At 55.2% G+C, this 17281-nt stretch carries 16 protein-coding genes; 13 read left to right on the top strand and 3 right to left on the bottom strand.

Features of this window, described 5'->3' with window-relative positions; translation table 11 throughout:
• The first annotated feature begins 11 nt into the window (after nt 1–11).
• Genes QN062_RS04010 through QN062_RS04000 form a run of 3 tightly spaced genes read left to right on the top strand, consistent with a single transcriptional unit; the run spans nt 12 to nt 1289 of the window.
• Nucleotides 12–590, top strand: a complete 579-nt coding sequence (locus tag QN062_RS04010) for a hypothetical protein (protein ID WP_369342307.1) — start codon at nt 12–14, stop codon at nt 588–590.
• A 4-nt stretch (nt 591–594) separates the two neighbouring features.
• Entirely contained in the window at nt 595–897 is a 303-nt protein-coding gene (locus QN062_RS04005; protein WP_369342306.1) for a hypothetical protein, read from the top strand.
• A 56-nt stretch (nt 898–953) separates the two neighbouring features.
• Entirely contained in the window at nt 954–1289 is a 336-nt protein-coding gene (locus QN062_RS04000) for a hypothetical protein (protein ID WP_369342305.1), read from the top strand.
• Here the strand turns inward: QN062_RS04000 and QN062_RS03995 are convergent.
• Nucleotides 1278–1787: an SHOCT domain-containing protein gene (locus tag QN062_RS03995; protein WP_369342304.1), complete on the bottom strand. Its 510-nt coding sequence runs from the start codon at nt 1785–1787 to the stop codon at nt 1278–1280. The genes QN062_RS04000 and QN062_RS03995 overlap by 12 nt on opposite strands.
• Nucleotides 1788–1819: 32 nt before the next feature.
• Between QN062_RS03995 and QN062_RS03990 the strand changes: the two genes are divergently transcribed.
• From QN062_RS03990 to QN062_RS03945, 10 genes are all read left to right on the top strand, one after another.
• Nucleotides 1820–4696, top strand: coding sequence for a tape measure protein (locus QN062_RS03990; protein ID WP_369342303.1), 2877 nt, complete (start codon nt 1820–1822; stop codon nt 4694–4696).
• Between the two features lie 2 nt (nt 4697–4698).
• Nucleotides 4699–5562 (top strand): hypothetical protein, encoded by an 864-nt coding sequence (locus QN062_RS03985; protein ID WP_369342302.1) that lies wholly within the window; start codon nt 4699–4701, stop codon nt 5560–5562.
• Nucleotides 5563–5622: 60 nt separating this feature from the next.
• Nucleotides 5623–6495 (top strand): hypothetical protein, encoded by an 873-nt coding sequence (locus QN062_RS03980; RefSeq protein ID WP_369342301.1) that lies wholly within the window; start codon nt 5623–5625, stop codon nt 6493–6495.
• The gene (locus tag QN062_RS03975; protein WP_369342300.1) at nt 6471–8321 is read left to right on the top strand and encodes a hypothetical protein; all 1851 of its coding nucleotides are present in this window, start codon (nt 6471–6473) and stop codon (nt 8319–8321) included. Before QN062_RS03980 ends, QN062_RS03975 begins: the two co-directional genes overlap by 25 nt.
• A gap of 10 nt (nt 8322–8331) precedes the next feature.
• Nucleotides 8332–10374, top strand: a complete 2043-nt coding sequence (locus QN062_RS03970; protein WP_369342299.1) for a hypothetical protein — start codon at nt 8332–8334, stop codon at nt 10372–10374.
• Nucleotides 10375–10541: 167 nt separating this feature from the next.
• Nucleotides 10542–10946 (top strand): hypothetical protein, encoded by a 405-nt coding sequence (locus tag QN062_RS03965; protein ID WP_369342298.1) that lies wholly within the window; start codon nt 10542–10544, stop codon nt 10944–10946.
• 68 nt (nt 10947–11014) lie between these two features.
• Nucleotides 11015–11515, top strand: coding sequence for a hypothetical protein (locus tag QN062_RS03960; RefSeq protein WP_369342297.1), 501 nt, complete (start codon nt 11015–11017; stop codon nt 11513–11515).
• Nucleotides 11516–12856 (top strand): peptidoglycan-binding protein, encoded by a 1341-nt coding sequence (locus QN062_RS03955; RefSeq protein WP_369342296.1) that lies wholly within the window; start codon nt 11516–11518, stop codon nt 12854–12856.
• A 14-nt stretch (nt 12857–12870) separates the two neighbouring features.
• A complete protein-coding gene (locus QN062_RS03950; protein WP_369342295.1) occupies nt 12871–13254 on the top strand; it encodes a hypothetical protein in 384 nt (127 codons plus the stop codon).
• Nucleotides 13255–13579: 325 nt separating this feature from the next.
• Nucleotides 13580–14497: a P63C domain-containing protein gene (locus QN062_RS03945; protein WP_369342294.1), complete on the top strand. Its 918-nt coding sequence runs from the start codon at nt 13580–13582 to the stop codon at nt 14495–14497.
• Nucleotides 14498–14610: 113 nt separating this feature from the next.
• Here QN062_RS03945 and QN062_RS03940 read toward each other — a convergent pair whose 3' ends face one another.
• Both QN062_RS03940 and QN062_RS03935 read right to left on the bottom strand, forming a co-directional pair.
• Nucleotides 14611–15297, bottom strand: coding sequence for a DUF3800 domain-containing protein (locus tag QN062_RS03940; RefSeq protein WP_369342293.1), 687 nt, complete (start codon nt 15295–15297; stop codon nt 14611–14613).
• Between the two features lie 337 nt (nt 15298–15634).
• The gene (locus QN062_RS03935) at nt 15635–16345 is read right to left on the bottom strand and encodes a DUF3223 domain-containing protein (RefSeq protein WP_369342292.1); all 711 of its coding nucleotides are present in this window, start codon (nt 16343–16345) and stop codon (nt 15635–15637) included.
• Nucleotides 16346–17281 lie beyond the last annotated feature (936 nt).

Below are 17281 nucleotides of genomic sequence, written 5' to 3'. Positions count from 1 at the left end.
AGGAGTGAAACATGGCGAATAATGCCGAGAATGTAAGTTTTGGCAAACCGAACGTCGCTGGAGTGTTCTACACGGCACCATATGGCACGGCACTGCCCACAGACGCAACCACGACTCTTCCAGAAGCATGGAAGAACAACGGATATGTGAGCGACGACGGCATCACCAACTCGACCGATACCGACAATTCCACCATCGTGGAGATGGGCGGCAAGACTGTACTCACCGAAATCACCAGCTACGCCGAGTCGTACCAGATGACGCTCATCGAGATTCTCAACGCCGATGCAGCGAAGACCCGATATGGCGACGACAACGTAACGACCGATGCGAACGGCGGGCTGAGCATCACCCATAATCTTCCAGACGGGAATTTCAGCGGGGTGATCGAACTGGCAATCAATGGCGGAAAGGTTGACCGAATCGTCATTCCAAACATCACACGCAGCGAGTTCGGCGATCGTACGTTCGTGGGTACTGATGCGATGGGGTATGACGTGACTCTCGCAGCCAACGCCTATGACGCCTACGACGGTGGCACCAGCCGCGAATACATTGCGAAGGTTGCAACCACTACAGGAGGGGAGTGAGTAGATGGCAGCAACAAAACAGCCACAGGGTCATAAGCCTAAAAAGGGTGTGCGGACTGCCACCGTTGACGGCATTACCGTGCATGTTGACCCTGACGTGTTCAATGATGCGAACCTGCTGCGTGACATGCGCCACGCCCAGAAAGGCGATCCGCTGCTCATGGTTGACGTGGCAGAGAAGGTGTACGGGAATGAAGCCGATACCGTTTTTGACGCTCTCACCGACAAGGAGACTGGCCGGGCAGACGTTGAACGGTTCTTTGATTTCCTCACGAAGGTGATGACGGAGCTGGCCCCAAACTCCTGACGTTGGTATGGCTGCTGGATGAATGCCCGGACGCGCTCAGGGCGGACTTCCAGCGGGTGTATCAACTCAATCTCGACAATCTCGGCGGCACGCTCGACATCATGCGGGCTGCCGACCTTGCAGCATGGCTGCCTTCCGGCAGTGCGGTTTGGATCGCTCTCGACAGTCCCGCCGCGTGGGATATCGATGCATATCTCACGGCTGGACTGTGGGATTCGTTCAACATGTTCCAATGGGGCATGGCAGACAGAAAACGTCGCGGGCCCAGACCCAAGCCGATTCCCCGCCCGGGAGACAAGAAGAAGCATCAAGGCACCGATACGACATCAATGTCACCGGAACTGTTGGATCGATTCCTCAGCATGCCTCGCAGGGTAGTGTCACAGCGCTGACTTCAACACCGAAGCCTTCGCCTCATACTCGCCCTGCGTGAGCACCCCAGCATCAAGCAACTGCTTAAGCTTCAAAAGACGATCAGCTGAGTCGATTGGGCCACTTGAAGTCTGTGGAACATGTTCACTAACAGCGTTCACAATACATTGTGCGAAAGATTCGCTTAAAGAAGTGAATTCATAGGACTGCCCGGCCGTTGATATGTATAACGAGCGTAGAAGCCTTCCTCTTATATCGACACTCGTAATTGTTGATATAGGGATGCTTATACGCATTGCAGACAGTGAAATAGATATCGCCATACCCGTGAAAAGAATTCTTTGGTTGCTTAGTGACAGATAGCCGCCATCTTTGTGGCAACGGACATATTCGAGAGCAGTAACCGTTTCGTTGCTCGAGAGGCTTTCGGACAGATTCAATAAAGTCTGCTTATTTGACCAATTCACCTTATGTGGTTTTAGAGCATCAACAACATCTTCTCGAACACTTCTTTTCATATTTTTGATTTTACGCCTCTAAAGGGGGTCTCATGGCTTATGAGTTGGCTCAAGCCTATGTGGCGATAGTTCCGTCAATGGCCGGTGTTGGCAAGGCCATATCTAAGGCTTTCGGCGATGCTTCCGCCAAGGCTGGCGCAAATGGTGGCGCAGTGTCCGGCAAAGGCTTTTCAACCGGCTTTGCCACGAAAATGGGTGCTATCAGCGGGCTGGTGTCTTCTGCCGTTTCCAAAGCGGCGAGTGTGGTGTCTAGCAGCCTGAGTGGTGCTATCAGCCGTGTGGACACGATCAATAATTTCCCGAAGGTCATGAAGAATCTCGGATATTCCGCATCGGATTCAGCCAAGCAGATTCAACGCATGAGCGATAAGCTGATTGGCTTGCCGACATCATTGGATTCCATGGTTGGCATGGTTCAGAAACTCGCACCGCTGACGAAGAATTTGAAATCCGCAACGGACATTTCTCTTGCGTTCAACGACGCTTTGCTTGCGGGCGGCAAGAGCACGCAGATGCAGTCTGACGCGATGGAGCAGTACTCGCAGATGCTCAGCCTGAACAAGGTGGATCTGACCGCGTGGCGTTCCGTGTCCAACGCGATGCCCGGACAGATGGACCAGTTGGCGAAATCCATACTGGGCACCAAGGCGAAGAGCCTTGATCTGTATGAGGCGATGAAGGATGGAACGGTCACCTTTGATCAGTTCAACGCCGCAGTGCTCAAGCTAGACAAGAGCGGATATGCTGGTTTCGCATCGTTCTCGCAGCAGGCGAAGGATGCCACGCAAGGCATAGGCACCGCCATGACCAACGTGAACACCGCCATCACCAGAGGCGTTGCCAACGTCATTAACGCTTTCGGTGCCAGCACCATAGCAGGCGCTATCAATGGATTCGGCGCTCGCATTACCGCAGCAAGCAATTGGGTGTCTGATTTCGTCAAGCAGACCATGGCGACAGGTGCTGTGCAGACGTTCGCCAATGCTCTCGCGTCGGTTGGCAAGGCTGCAATTGGTGTGATACAACCCATTGGGCAGGCACTCGCTAATTTACTTGGGTTTAATAGCCAGATGGTTACCTCTCAGGGTGCGGCGGCAGCATTCTCGGGTGTGCTCGATAGAGCAAGTTCTGCTCTCCAACAAGTGTCAACATTTGTTAAAGATAATTCACAATGGATACAACCACTTATAGCAGGAATAACAGCGGCAACTGGAGCGGTGAAGTTATGGACAACCGCGCAAACGATATATAATGCTGCATTTAAAATTGCTCCAGCTCTAACAAAGGCTTTTGGAAATGTATTGGGGGCATTTGGTGGCCCTGTCGGTTTGGTCATAGGTCTTATCGCTGCTCTCGTGGCTGGCCTGACTTACTTTTTCACGCAGACGAAGACCGGTCAGAAGGCTTGGCAGTCGTTTGCTAAGGTGCTTTCGGGCTTGTGGACGCAGGTGCAGGGTGTGTGGAATTCGATTCTTCCGTCACTTGAGGGGCTTGTGTCGTCGTTTGGTAGCACGTTGCAGAGTATCGCTACTGCGGTCATGCCCGTGGTTTCGGCGGCGTTGGGTGCCTTGGGGCCAATGTTTTCGCAGTTGATGGCTCCGATTACGGCGAATCTTCCGGCATTGGAAAGCGCTTTTGGCCAGCTTGGCAAGGCGTTCATGCAGGTGGTCCAAGCGTTGCTGCCTGTGTTCTCCCAGTTCGTTTCCACTATGTCAAGCCTGTTCACTCAATTGATGCCAGTGTTTGCGCAACTGGCATCAACGGTGGGCACTGCTATAGGTGAGATCGTGACGGCCTTGGCTCCGGTGATAGCGACGGTTGTTACGGCGATAGCCGCAATCATTGGAGTGGTTGCACCGTTGATTGCAGTGCTCATATCTGACCTTCTGCCGATAGTGGGGCAGATCATAGGTGTCGTAGTTGGATTGATAGCGGCAATCGCACCGTTTATAACCATGCTCATTGGCATGCTGATACCTGTGATCACGGCGATAGTGAATGTGGTTACGGCTTTGCTGCCGATAGTAACCTCGGTGATTACTGCGATCTTCGCTGTATTGACTCCAATCATCACGGCGATAGTTGGGATTATTCAAGGCGTTCTCACGGTGCTTCAGGGTGTGATTAACTACATTGTTGGCGCATTTACTGGCAACTGGTCACAGGCATGGCAGGGCATTCAGCAGATATTCTCGGGTGTATGGAAGGCGATATCCAGCCTGTTCACGGGTGTCTGGAACGCGCTCACCGCTGCCATCGGTGGTGGATTGAACGTGATCCGCACGATTTGGAGCAGCGCATGGAACGGGATCAAGACATTCTTCTCCTCAATTTGGAATGGGATCAAGAATGCGGCCGTCACTGGAATCAGCAATGTCATAGGCACCATTTCTGGGATAAAAGGGAGAATAACCGGATTCTTCTCAGGTGCCGGAAGTTGGCTCACTGGCGCGGGCAAAGCAATCCTTTCAGGCCTTCTTGGAGGGTTAAAGAATGCGTGGAAGGATGTCACCAGTTTCATTGGCGGCATCGGTGACTGGATCAAGGAGCATAAGGGTCCGCTGTCCTATGATGCGAAGCTGCTGATACCGGCAGGAAACGTCATCATGCAGGGTTTTGGCAGTTCTCTGGAGAAAAGCTTCAGGGCCAATGTCGCACCATTCGTATCCGGTGTGAATGGTCAATTGGCAGCCATGGTCGGAAGCACCGGCGTTAATGCACAGATGAGCGCAAATGCCAAAAGCTATTCAACGGGTCCGGCAGCCGGACTCGTCGCAGGCGTGGGTGCGGCGAATGTTGTGCAGAACTTCAGCATCACCAATAAGGGCGTTGTCAACCCATACGTGAATGGCAACATTCTTGGCAGAACTGCTGCCTCATCTGCGCGATCTTCATTGATGGGAGCCTGATCATGGATCCTCTGTATGCAGTCCTTTACTACGGAGACAATCAAATCCGTTTCGAGGGAGCGCACGCCAGCTTTCCCGATGGACTTGTCCTAACCAGTCAAGGCATCGAAGGCTGGTGGAGCGCTCCCGATCTGAAGACTGACGTGACTGAGCGTGCATCTGGCAATGGTGCGCATGACGTGGCGGCGGATTCTATACTCTATGCGACGCGTACGGTGACGGTGAACTTCGATGCGATCGGCAATGTTCGCAGCGAGGTTCTTAATGCTGTCACTAGAGTGTCGCAGGCGAACGGTTTGCCGGTCAGGTTCCGTGTGGTGGATGACATTTCGGATACGTTCGTGTCAGGTTATATCCGTCCCGAGTTTGGTGCGACATGGAACGAGCGCTATCAGACCGGTACGCTGACGATCGTCTGTCCGCGTCCCGAGCGGCTTGCCTGGAGTCCGTTGCAGACGCAGATCTTCCCTGTGTCGGTCATGCAGGGCGGCCTGCAGTATAACGGCGGCAAGGGCTTGAAGTATCCGCTCACGTATGGCACCGCTGGCTCCGCGTCGAACGTGGCGCTGCTCCTGAATCAGGGCAGCTCGAAGGCCTATCCGGTGCTCACGGTGACCGGAAGCTTCCCAAACGGCGTGCAGATCCAATGGGGCGGCAACGCCCTGCAGTACGACGGCGCTATCGGCGCTGTCCCACTCACCTTGGACTCGCGCTCGCAGACGGCCTCCATGGGTGGCGTGGACGTGAGCCGCAGCCTGTCGCGTCGTGATTTCCCTGTGGTTCCTGCCGCCGGTTCGGTGTCGCTGCGTCTCATGAGTGCGGGCACTGGATGGGTGACGGCAGTATGCCGTGACACCTACATCTGACTTTCAATTTTTTAACAATTCATGTCTCGCCTTGTGCGGGGCTTTTTCTTTGGAGGCTCTATGACTACGGCTTTGGGTGTGGATGTTGACACCGACGGCAATGGGGTGGACCCGCTGACGCATCGCAACATCATCATGCGGCATTGGAACAATACGGGCATCATGGGCGGCCTCACCGTTTCCGGCCGTTCCGACCTGTACTATGCGGTGTCGGCGGGCGTGGCGGTCTGCTCGATGGGCTCTGCGGATGGCTATACGGAAGCGTACTTCGCGGGCGGCACCACGGAGAATGCGGTGAGCGCTGGGGATGGGACCTATTCGCGCATCGACTCGATCTATCTGCTGGCGAACACGGGCACCCCGGATAACGTGGTGCACTGCATGGTAGTGCAGGGGACGCCATCGGCTTCTCCCGCGGCTCCCACGCTGCCTGCGGGCGCGCTGCCGCTGCAGCAGATGCTCGTGCCTGCCGGAGCGTCGAAGACCTCATCGGCCAGCGTGAACGGCAGTCAGAACTATGCCATCCCGTATGGCGGCTCGCTGGGGCAGGTCGGCAGGAGTGTGGATAATTCCGACTATTCTTCAGTCTGGACCGACACGGCGTTCCATAACATGCTGCTGTGCACGTTCTCCGTTCCGACCGACCGCATGATTCATGTCGATTACCAGTGTTCGCCGTATGCCCTTGGTGATGGCGGCTCGGTCATCTCACGCATCATGATCGACGAGCAGACGGTGAAGCAGGCGGAGATATGGTGCAACAACATCGCTGACATGAAGTACCTGTTCTACGACGGGGTGGTTGCTGCGGGATCTCATACGTGCAGGATCATGGCGGCGAAGAAGACCGGCGAGCAGGTCAAGTATGTCGGGTCGAGCGCATCATATATCGGCCGTGCGGTTCAGGTGTGGGACCGCGGGGTGTCCCAGTGAGCTGGAAGCATTGGCTGACCGACGCGCGCACGGGCCAGATCGTCGCGCCGATCGACATTCCCTCGTTCTCCTGGCAGATGACGGTCAGCGACTTCGGCTTCACCACGACCGAAAAGAACCTGGGGGACGCCGACGAGTCGAACCTCACCATCCCGTGGAGCGCGCTGAACGCGGACACGCCCGCCGAACGCAGCCACCTGCTCTCCATGGGCCGGCGCGCACTCTGCTCCGCATGGGTATACGAGGGTGTTGCCGATCGGCGTGGCACTCCCATCATGTGGGGAGCGTTGGGGGAGCGCGAGGACACGTGGCTGGATACCACGTTCCCCGTCTATTCCCCGATGACGCTCATGGATGGACGCTATGCGATCCGTGACGGCGACTTCCAGGATGGGGTCACCTATTACACGCATGTGGCGTATGCGGACGATGCCGCGGGCTCCGGGTTCGCCACCGCAAGATCGGGAAGCCTGTACATCGGCGTGTATGTGGACGCGCTGAAGGCGTCGAGCGCGAAGGCGTCCGACTACCGGTGGTCGCATCTGAAGGGCGTGGACAGTTCGGACGGCGAGCCTAATGGCACGGACTCGTCCGGGCATCAGCTGTACCTGCACAGGGCCTGGGCCGACAGCGCTGATGGCAAGACGAACTTCAGCACCACGGTTTCGGCGGGGAAGAAATATGTCGGCTCGTACACGGATGCCACATTGGCCGACTCGTCCAGCGCGTCCAAATACGGGTGGGCGGCCTGGAGCGATGGGAACGCGGCGGACGGGTATCCCAGTAAAACCAAGTTGAACGGCCAGCAGCCGTACCTGCATACCGCGTACGCGGACAGCGTCACCGGCGCTCAGGGCTTCAGCACGATCGTCTCCAAGGGGAAGGCCTATTACGGCACGTACACGGACTACACGCAGGCCAACTCCGACAGCTACAAGTCGTACCAGTGGTTCAAGAGCGAGGCCTCGGCTGGCCTTTCGGGTGCGAATGGCGGTCCGGGGCCGGTGGGCGCGAACACGAACTCACGGAGTGCGCTGACGTTCTCGAACCTGTCGCAGCGCGGTCTCGCCTCGGCGCTGGTGAACGTCGCGGTGAACATGAAGAATGGCGGCACGCTGCCGTTCGACCTGCCATACCTGGGAGAGTCCGGTCACTCGTCCGGCTCGTATCCGGCGTGGAACGTGCAGAATCTGAACGTGAAGACGCTGCTCACCGATCTGGCGAACGCCGACGGCGGCCCGGACATCACGTTCCGTCCCTACTGGTCTGACGACAGGCATGTGCGCGTGAACCTGCTCGCCGGCTCCGACGCGGACATCTATCTCGACATGGACCATGCGCCGGTCGTATTGAACTGCTTCCGTGGCGGCGGCACGCTGGAGGATCTGACCGTCGACTACAAGACGCCCGTGCAGCGCATCTTCGCCACCGGCGCGGGCACCGATGCGAGCGTGGTGACGGCGATCGCCGAGGACCTGTCGCAGCTGACGGGTTCCATGGATCCTCCCATGCTGCAGGAGAGCGTGTATTCCAATTCGGACACGCTGACCGTCAGCCTGCTCAAGCAGCAGGCGCAGGCGTACCTGAAGGCCAACAGGCTGCCTCTCATGCAGCTGACCGGCAGCATCGACGTGGACGACACCGATTCCAATGGCACGCTGCTCCACCCGCTTGGCTCGTTCTGGCCGGGCGAGACGTTCATCCTCAATGTCACCGGTTTCCCAACATTGCCTGACGGCCAATATAGGACACGTCTCATGGGAATGAGCGGCGACCATTCCAGCAAGATCAAGCTTCAGTTCGACGTCATGGACGCTCTTTTCTAGGAGGTTACGGATGGTCTATCATCCAGACATCACACGCAAGGACACCATCACGCTGGCGCTCGATACGGCGAACAGTGCAGTCCGCATCGCCGCGAAACAGATGACAGGGAACGCGGGAACGGTGGAAATCCCTAACGCGGACGGCACCAGCAGCATCATGGGTGTCGGTGCCGGGGACACCGGCGTCGCCCAGTGGGTGGGGGACACGACGGCTCCGGGAACGCCGACGGGCATCACCGTCACATCAGGCAATGGCATGATCATCGTCTCATGGGATGGCACGCTCGACGGCGGCGTGCCCCCCGACTTCGACCATGTCGCGATCCAGATCGATGGCGTGGCCGTCGAAAGCATGTACGCTGCGGGCAGCAGGGCGTTTGGCGCGTACGAGACCGGTTCGGTGCACACGGTCTCCGCGATCGCCTACGACGACGCGCATCTGCAGGATGGTACGAGCGCGCCCAACGCCTCCGCCGCGAGCGATGATGTCAGCGTCACCGTCGAATCGTCGGACATCGACCCTGACATATTGGGCATCACGGTCACCAAGTCGACCACCGACCCTGTCGGCGATGGCGTGCACAAGGGCGACCTGTGGCTCAAGTACGGGGATTCCATGACCGCCGCATGGTCAGGAACGACTGACGCTTCCTCAAGCACGCTGACGAAGGACGGTGCACTGGTGGCGACGAACCTTGCAACCGACCCCAAGGTAACCAGTTTCACCACTCTATATGGTGCGTCTGCGTCGTCCAATGGCGTTGGAGTGACCGCAACCGTTCTTTCAGGCTTCACGACGAATGCCTATGCAAGAACCTGCGAGACAATCACTTTGCCCGCCGGTGACTATGTATATTCATGCTATGCAAAGAGTTCTGACGTGGTTCGAACTCCAATGTCTGCCGCAGTTCAATACGAGACAAGCACCAGTGGCGTGAACATTGCCTATGATTCAAACCTTGACATGACTCAAGGGAGAATAGTATCCATACCGTTTTCCCTGACCAGTCAGACCGACGTATTAGTCGCATGGCATCTTCCTGTGACTGTTGGTGGGACATTGTTCCTGAAGCAGCAGTCATTGCTCTCGCAAGACGATTACAACGCATTGCAGTCCCTTGGCCTTGACTGGTTCTCCGGCGACAGCACCTTCCAGTCGGCTCTCAGTGCCGAATGGTGGTGGGATGGGACAGTATGGCAGGCGATACCGATAGCCATGTATCTCGACCAGCTTGCCGTGCGCGACATCCAGGCCGACAGTGCGGTCATCGGCATGCTCTCGGCGGGGATAATCACGTCCGGCCTGTTCCAGACCGCGTCCAGCGGCGCTCGGGTCGCCATCAACAGTGCTGGCATCACCGCCTACGATGCGAACGGCAATGTCACGCTGTCCATATCGGCAAGTGACGGTTCCTTCACTGCGAACAAGGGAACGATAACCGGGGCTACCGTGCGCACCGGTTCCTCCAGTTCAAGAACAGAAATGAACAACACTGGAATGACCGTCTATAAGGGTGGGACAGCCTACGCTCACATGGGTTCGGACGCGACATATGGCATACAGGCATGGAATCCCGTGAACAGTTCAATGGTTGACTTGAGCTCGACGATATTCGGTTCGACGCAGTATCAGTCCAGTGACCGGATAATGTCGCCGATCAGAACGTCCACGGGCGTTACGGGATGGCAGTATGACGCGAATGAGTCAGGCTTCTATTCGACGACGGGGAAGATAAAGGTAAGCTTCAGCTACTCCAACAATACGACAACCGATAATGGCACTATCAATTATTTGGATGTTGCAATATTCTTTACCACCTCGACGCATGACATAGTGACCTCATTGAGCAATCAGGTAGGCGCAGTCCCCATCTATGTGCGAACTGGCCCCAGTAATTCCGGTTTGATTCCGGGGTGTTCGATTCAGCTTGTCAGTGGTCTCCCAATTGGCACGCTCATCTACCCATGCTGGGCCTTGCGCGCATACTGCATTGGCACTGGCAACATGGCGGGGAGCATTCGTGACCGCACCATCGTTGTTGAAAACATATGAACTTTAAGGAAAGTATGCTGACAATATCATCAATGACGCATTCGTCTGCAACCGCATCGCTCGTAGTGGCCCTTGTAAGCGAGGTTTGACGATCATGCCTGATTCACGCGTTGACTGGCTCGCCCTGCATCAGAGCGTGGGCGAGCTGGCAGTTTTTGGAGATGCTTATGTTGTCTGATGATTCAATCGTGGCCATTGTGACCGCCGTTATCGGTTCTGGTGGGCTGGGTGGTTTGACTGGCTGGTTCAGTCAGCATCTCGCTCGACGCAGGACAGCGATTACCCGTGAAGACTTGAAACCCATCGAGGGGAAGCTTGACCGTGACTTTGAGCATTTCCACGCGCTTGACGAGCAGATGCGCGACATTAAGCTCATTGTGCTCAGACAGTGTCTGTTCGCTCGCCCGCGTGATCAGAATGCCTTCACCAGCGCTCTAGAGTCCGGTGAAGAATACTTGCGCATGGGTGGCAATGGTGTCGGGCATATCCGGCTCGACCAGTTGAAACGCGAGTATGAGATCCGCGATCGACTTGATGATTGGAACCCTAAGCATGAAGTCATGCCAGAATAATGAGATTTGAAATTTGTAGCCTCCGAACATCCGGAGGCTTTTTTATACCCCAAATGAGGAGGAAATCCATGCGGAGACGATTATGCGCAGCATTGGGAGCAGTCCTGTTCCTAATGAGCGTGGGAGCGTGCGGCAACGCGCAGCCTGAACCAGTGTCAACGTCAACGAGCACATCGCAGCAATCCAAACATTCCACGACAAGCATTGCCACCATTACGGTGCAAGGCGAGGGCGTGGCCACGGACGTGACCATCACGGTCATCGACCCTGACACAGGATTGAAGCCGTCGGATGCGGCCTCTGGCCTGGACGCGCAGTCGGCCAGTCCCACCGATTCGACCGGCAGGGTGGGCGACTCGAAGGCCGCCACCAAGTCCGCTGAGAACGTGGCGCTGCCATATTCGACCACCCTGCAGGTCACGACCGGTCAGAAGGTGACCGTCAGCGCGCAGAACGGCACCTCAGCCAGCTCCATCAGGTCGACCGTGACACTTGATGGCAAGACCGTTTCCAACTCGGCCACGGGTGTGAACGCGGCCGCCTCGATCACGTCACCGGAGGTGAAGTAGATGAGTCACGCAAGACACAAGAAGTCACGGATGCTGGGTGTCGTCGGCAGGCGTTTCCTCGCCGGAGCGCTCACCCTTGCCCTCTCGGCTGGCATCGTTCCGGCTGCGGCGACCGCTGGGGTTGCCATTCCATTGGCGGCATCGGCAGGCATCACGCAGGTTGCATCCGCCGACACGGTCGGTCAGGACATCAGCAGATGGCAGGGATCCATCAGCATCGGTGCGCTCGGCTCGTTCGTCATCGTGAAGCAATCCGGTTCTGATATCGGCTACCTTTACAAGGATTCCATGTACGCCCGCAACGCGAAGGCGGTCCGTGCGGCCGGCAAGGGGCTCGGCCACTACTACTTCAACGGGTACGCGAACCCCACTAGTGCGGCCAACTATTTCGTGAGCAATCTCGTCGAGTATCAGAAGGGCGATCCGCTCGTCTACGACGCGGAGGGCAGCAGCTTCGTGTCCCCGGCTGCGGTGGCCGCCTGGGTTGCCCAGGTGCGTGCCCGTCTTGGCGCGGATGCGAACGTGTATGTGTATATGAGCTCGTCGGTGACCCGCGCCTACAACTGGTCGAGCGTGGCCGCAAGCGGCGTGAAGCTGTGGGTGGCCAACTACGGCAGCAACAACGGAGCCTATCATGGCGCGCCGTCGGTCTCGTATTGGAGCACGTACTACATCCACCAGTACACGAGCGTGGGACGGGTCTCCGGCTATTCGGGCAGCCTTGACATGAACCTCGCCAAGTCCGGAGCGTGGAGCAATGGACAGACCACCAGCACCGCCACAACGGCCACGGTCGCGTCCGCATCCTCGGTGCCGACCGGCACGTATCTGGGCTACTCCATATCCCAGACGCAGCGTCTGCTCAACGTGTACGGCTACAGGCTGACCGTCGACGGCTCCTATGGTCCAGCCACACGTGCCGCCGTCGCCAACTTCCAGAAGACCCACGGTCTCACCGTGGACGGGTATGCAGGCCCAGCAACCCAGGCGGCATTGGCAGGGACGCACTCAACCTCGAAGACAGGTGTGGACGGTTCGGCGGGCTCGGCGACGATAGCGCTGTGGCAGAAGACCATGGGCACGAGCGTGGACGGCGTGGTCTCCGGCCAGGTCATCCCACGCGGCTATTCGCGCACCGGCCTGTACTCCGTCGCCTACGGTTCGACCGGTTCGAACCTCATCCGCAAGGTCCAGGCAAGACTCGGGCTCGCACAGGACGGTTTCCTCGGTCCCAACACGATTCGCGCCATCCAACGTCACCTCGGTGTCACTGCCGATGGCAGCTTCGGGCCCGCCACCGTGCGCGCCTTGCAGACCAGACTCAACACAGGAAAATTCTAAGGAGAAGAATAATCATGGATACAACTACGGCAATGCAACTGGCGACCGTGCTCGCGGGCGGCGTCACCTCCAGCGTCATCGTGCAACTGGTGAAGAGGTACGTTCCCTCGGACTGGCGGCTCCCGTTTTCGCTCCTGCTGAGCGGTGTGATCGCGCTGCTCGCGCTCTGGCTGACCGGCAGCTTCCAGTCCCCGCTCAACGCGACGGTGGTCACGGCTGCGGTCATGGGCGTGGCCCAGACCATCTACGCGCTCATCGCCAAGGCCTACGTGGATCTCGACACCATGCCAGTTACCGTCACTGCCACACAACAACCGGCAGTGACAGTCACAAAGGAAACACCTGTGACTGCTGACGAAAAGTCAATCGACGCAACCCAGGCAGCCACTACAGCCTGACATTAAATATGTACGAATTCGTACACATTTACTCATAGCCCCGCTCCCGGCATCACGCCGAGGGCGGGGCTTGTTTTGTGTTAGGCTGCTTGTGGATAAATTGGCCAATACGTATGTATCTTTGATAAAGCAGTTGCTACTCATTTTCTTCACATATGATTTCCAAAACACTGTAATATCAACAAATCATAAGGTGCCGATATATCGATTTTGCAAGGGTTGGTGTTGATTATTCATTGCTGTTTCAACGTTTCTATATGGTGCCTAGCTTAATCTCCTCTTTCATGATATAAATGAATCAATTTTGATAAAGAAATGAGGATATATGGCAGAGAGAGAAAAAGGCGAAACGGCCGAATACGGTGGCGAGTTGCACCTTGCGGAGGGGATTGATATACCGTGCGGCGTCATGAAGGACGGCACACGGCTGTTGTCCGAGCGGCAGGTCAGTGCAGCGCTGGGAAACAAAAGAGGCGGATCGCACTGGATTCGGCAGAAAGAGGGCAACAAGCTACCCGTCTATGTTTCGGCGGGGAATCTGAAGCCATACATTTCCGCGGCATTAGAACGCAAGCTTGTTGACCGCCGCATATGGAGAGCAAAGGGCCAGGGGGGATTCGGAGCCTACGGTATCGACGCGACATCCCTTCCTGAAATATGCGATGTGTTTCTGAAAGCGCGAAGGGACCACGCGCTCCTGCCTTCACAGGAGCATATCGCTCTACAGGCTGAGATACTGATGGCTGCCTTGGCTAAGATTGGCGTGGTGGCTCTGGTGGATGAGGCTACCGGGTATCAGTCGGTAAGACAGCACAACGAGCTTGAGCTTTTGCTGAGTAAATATATCTCCGAAGAGCTCCAGCCATGGGCGAAGCGATTCCCCGACGAGTTCTATTCCCAGATGTTTAAGCTCAAGGGCTGGGATTACATAAATCTGGGCGCAGGAGGGAAGAAACCCAGGGTTGTCGGGAAAATCGCGAATGATATCGTCTACGACAGGCTCCCGAGTGGAGTACTTGAAAGTCTTAAGAAAAAGAACCCTTCCGGTGCTGATGGGCACAGAAAACATCATCACCATCAGTTCCTCACCGAAGATATTGGTAACAAGCATCTTGAAAAGATGATCGGTTCCGTTATCACTCTTATGAGAGCTTCGGGCTCATGGTCTGAATTTACCCGACTCCTCGACCGTGCATACCCGAAACATGGGGCAGTACAGGGAGAGTTAACGATGGACGACTAGTCGCTTCTTGGATACATCCAAATGAACCACACCCCGGCTTCGGCCGGTGCCACTCAGCCCCGCTCCCGGCATCACGCCGGGGGCGGGGCTATTTTTGCGTTCAAATGAAGTGTCTATGGCTGGTTGACGATAAATATATGTTTTGCCATCTCCGGTCGTTTATGCACTACGGAATAATACAGGCGATTTGCTGTTATATCGGCTGCCCTTATCAGGGGGTCCTGGCATGAATCACGAAGAACGAACTCGACGTTTTTCATTTGCGGGAAAAGCGGGGGAAAGTGTTTCTGATAAGTGGAATTGAAAGTACCGTATTTGAATTCTGCCTCTAGGCCTTGTCTCATTTCGTATAGACCATCGGTCGCAGTGGAGTGCTCATCCATTGACACGTAAATAGAATCAACATCCTCGGCTTGGAACAGGCCATCGGCCATCATGTGTTGCATGGTTCGTTTCATGCCTATCTTGAAGACATAATCAAGATAGCGTTGTTTGCTCTTCTTGTTGTCAAAGATTGCTTCGAGCACATAAGCTTGCCTCACCACAACCCCAAATCGGACGTAGGGGTTCATTGCTCTGAACAACGAGGCTTTGTGGCCGTTGGACAGGTAGATGGCCTTCATCTCTTGATGGCCTGCAGCGGCACCGGCCTTTCTGAGGTCTCGTTCGGCGGATATGTATCTACGCCCGGCCACGTCCTTTTGTTCTTTGCTGATAAATAGGAGACCACCAAACACGAAATAGTCGTTGTGCACGTGATCAAACACTCCGCTTTCGTCAGCGTAAGCAAAAATATTCAACCGGTCTCCTTGTAACGCAAATGAGCCGCCTATCGTGGCGGCTCATTCCTCAGAGGCCGACGCCATCACATGACGCTTAAACGTTAATTCGGACCCTCTGATATACAGCGCAAATTTGCCTGTACCTAAATTGTATGTGGTGGGAAGACAAAACTCAATACCAGGGATTCAGGCTTTCCGCATAATGGCAGCAATTCAATCAGCGTGTCGCCCCCCCTGATGTCAGGAGATCAAGTCTGATATCCACACCATCAAATACGGGCACCCATACACGTCCTGCGAGCGCTCGACCGGAAATGGCGGTAGTTACTCCTGGATCTTGTGAGTACAGCTGTGGTCACTCAATACGTGCACAGATTATTGGGTTACTGTTTTTCTTCCAATATTCAATCCATTTCAGCTCAATGCTGGTATCGCTGAGTCTTTTGCCGTGCTGGATACTATCAGAGTCAACAGATAGCTCAATTGCATCCCAACCTCCGACAGTTGCAACAAAATCGCTAGTGAGATCCCCCCATGAAGGAGATACATTAATAACCCTTGCTTGATGGAAATTGGTCATTCTAAATCCAGTTCTGGGGCATATTACTTCTTCAGCATCTTCGAATGCTTCCTGTCTGAGCTTTTGGCGATCTGGTTCAATTGCGTTGCGCAAGGCTGCTTTCACTTCGGCTTTTTGGATAAGCTGCGGATTTTTGCCGTAATTATCAAGTGCTCCGGGTATGCCGAAGTCCATGACGTCTCCATCTGTGCGCTTAATGAAAATAGCGACGGCATCCTTACGTGTTGGATGTTTGGCAATGGGATCTGGATGCTTTATTACGTAATCGACAAAAAAATAGTCCAAGCCTTCACCAATTTTATTTAGAGCGTCTGCTTTTGTATCAAGTAGAGCTTCCAGAATTCTGTTTTGTTCTTCATCTGCAATTACCTTTGGTAGTGTTCCTTGACTCTTGGCCTCATTCACTATTTCACTAAAAAAAGTTTTTGCTTCTGTTGTTGTCGCGAAGTGTTTTTCGCCCAGGTCAACCGGTTTGCTTCTGCCCATTTCTCATGCTCCTTTGCGTTTTGAGACTAATAACTTTCGTTCTCGATTTCGGCATTGATTCAATGAACAATGTCGAGGAAGTCAAACGTGACAACATCATATTCCTATGGTTGTGATACATCCACCGGATCAAACTGCATATAAGTCTAGAGAGCCAGAACCTTGGTTCTGCTAGAGCTCATTGAACTAATTAATTGAATAAACAGGTACGTTCACTTCCTCCATTCGATTTGTGCGAGATTCAACGATGAGTCGAGGGTTTCCATTGCTTTGAGGCGTTCGGTGTTGTCGGTGTGACATTGGAGAACACAGTCCCTACTTAGTCCCTACCTGTGAAGATTTGAGTATATTTTAGAGTTATCGGTGTGGTGTTGTAATCAGTCTTCCAAACTGATTACGCGGGTTCGATTCCCGTCGCCCGCTCCACAGTTCCAAATGCTAAGAACTCAATGTGCGCAAGGCTTCTAGTTTTTTCTTTTATAGCCGGGGCAACCATGCCGATGCAAGATTCTGTACGCCGCCTCTCTATCTGGGACACCTTAGAGTGACCTACCGAGTTACCTCTGACTGCCACGGAAGGAGCATCGTCATGACTGGCACAATCACGAAACCATCCCGATCACGAGGATAGGGAAGTGGATGGCTCGCTCAGGACTGCACTCGGTACACATGCAAATTAATCATCCCCAACCCCTTCTATAGCAGTACTAAGACAGCCGCACTCAAGAACCTCGGAGCCAGGTTCATCATCCAGCAGACCGAGGTCACCCTGTTCTCCACGCAGATTCCCACACCTGTAACACGAAAGTAGCGATGACTCAAGCAGTTAGGCAACAACGTCAAGTCACAGGTCAGTGAAACCTACGGATCCGAGATCGATGCCGCCACCAGAGAAGTTGACGGCATGAGGCTTTGGGGCGTTTCATCCTTACTCCT

It is taken from the genome of Bifidobacterium sp. WK012_4_13 (assembly GCF_041080835.1).
GTDB lineage: Bacteria > Actinomycetota > Actinomycetes > Actinomycetales > Bifidobacteriaceae > Bombiscardovia > Bombiscardovia fermentum.
This window is presented reverse-complemented; position numbering and strand designations above follow the sequence as displayed.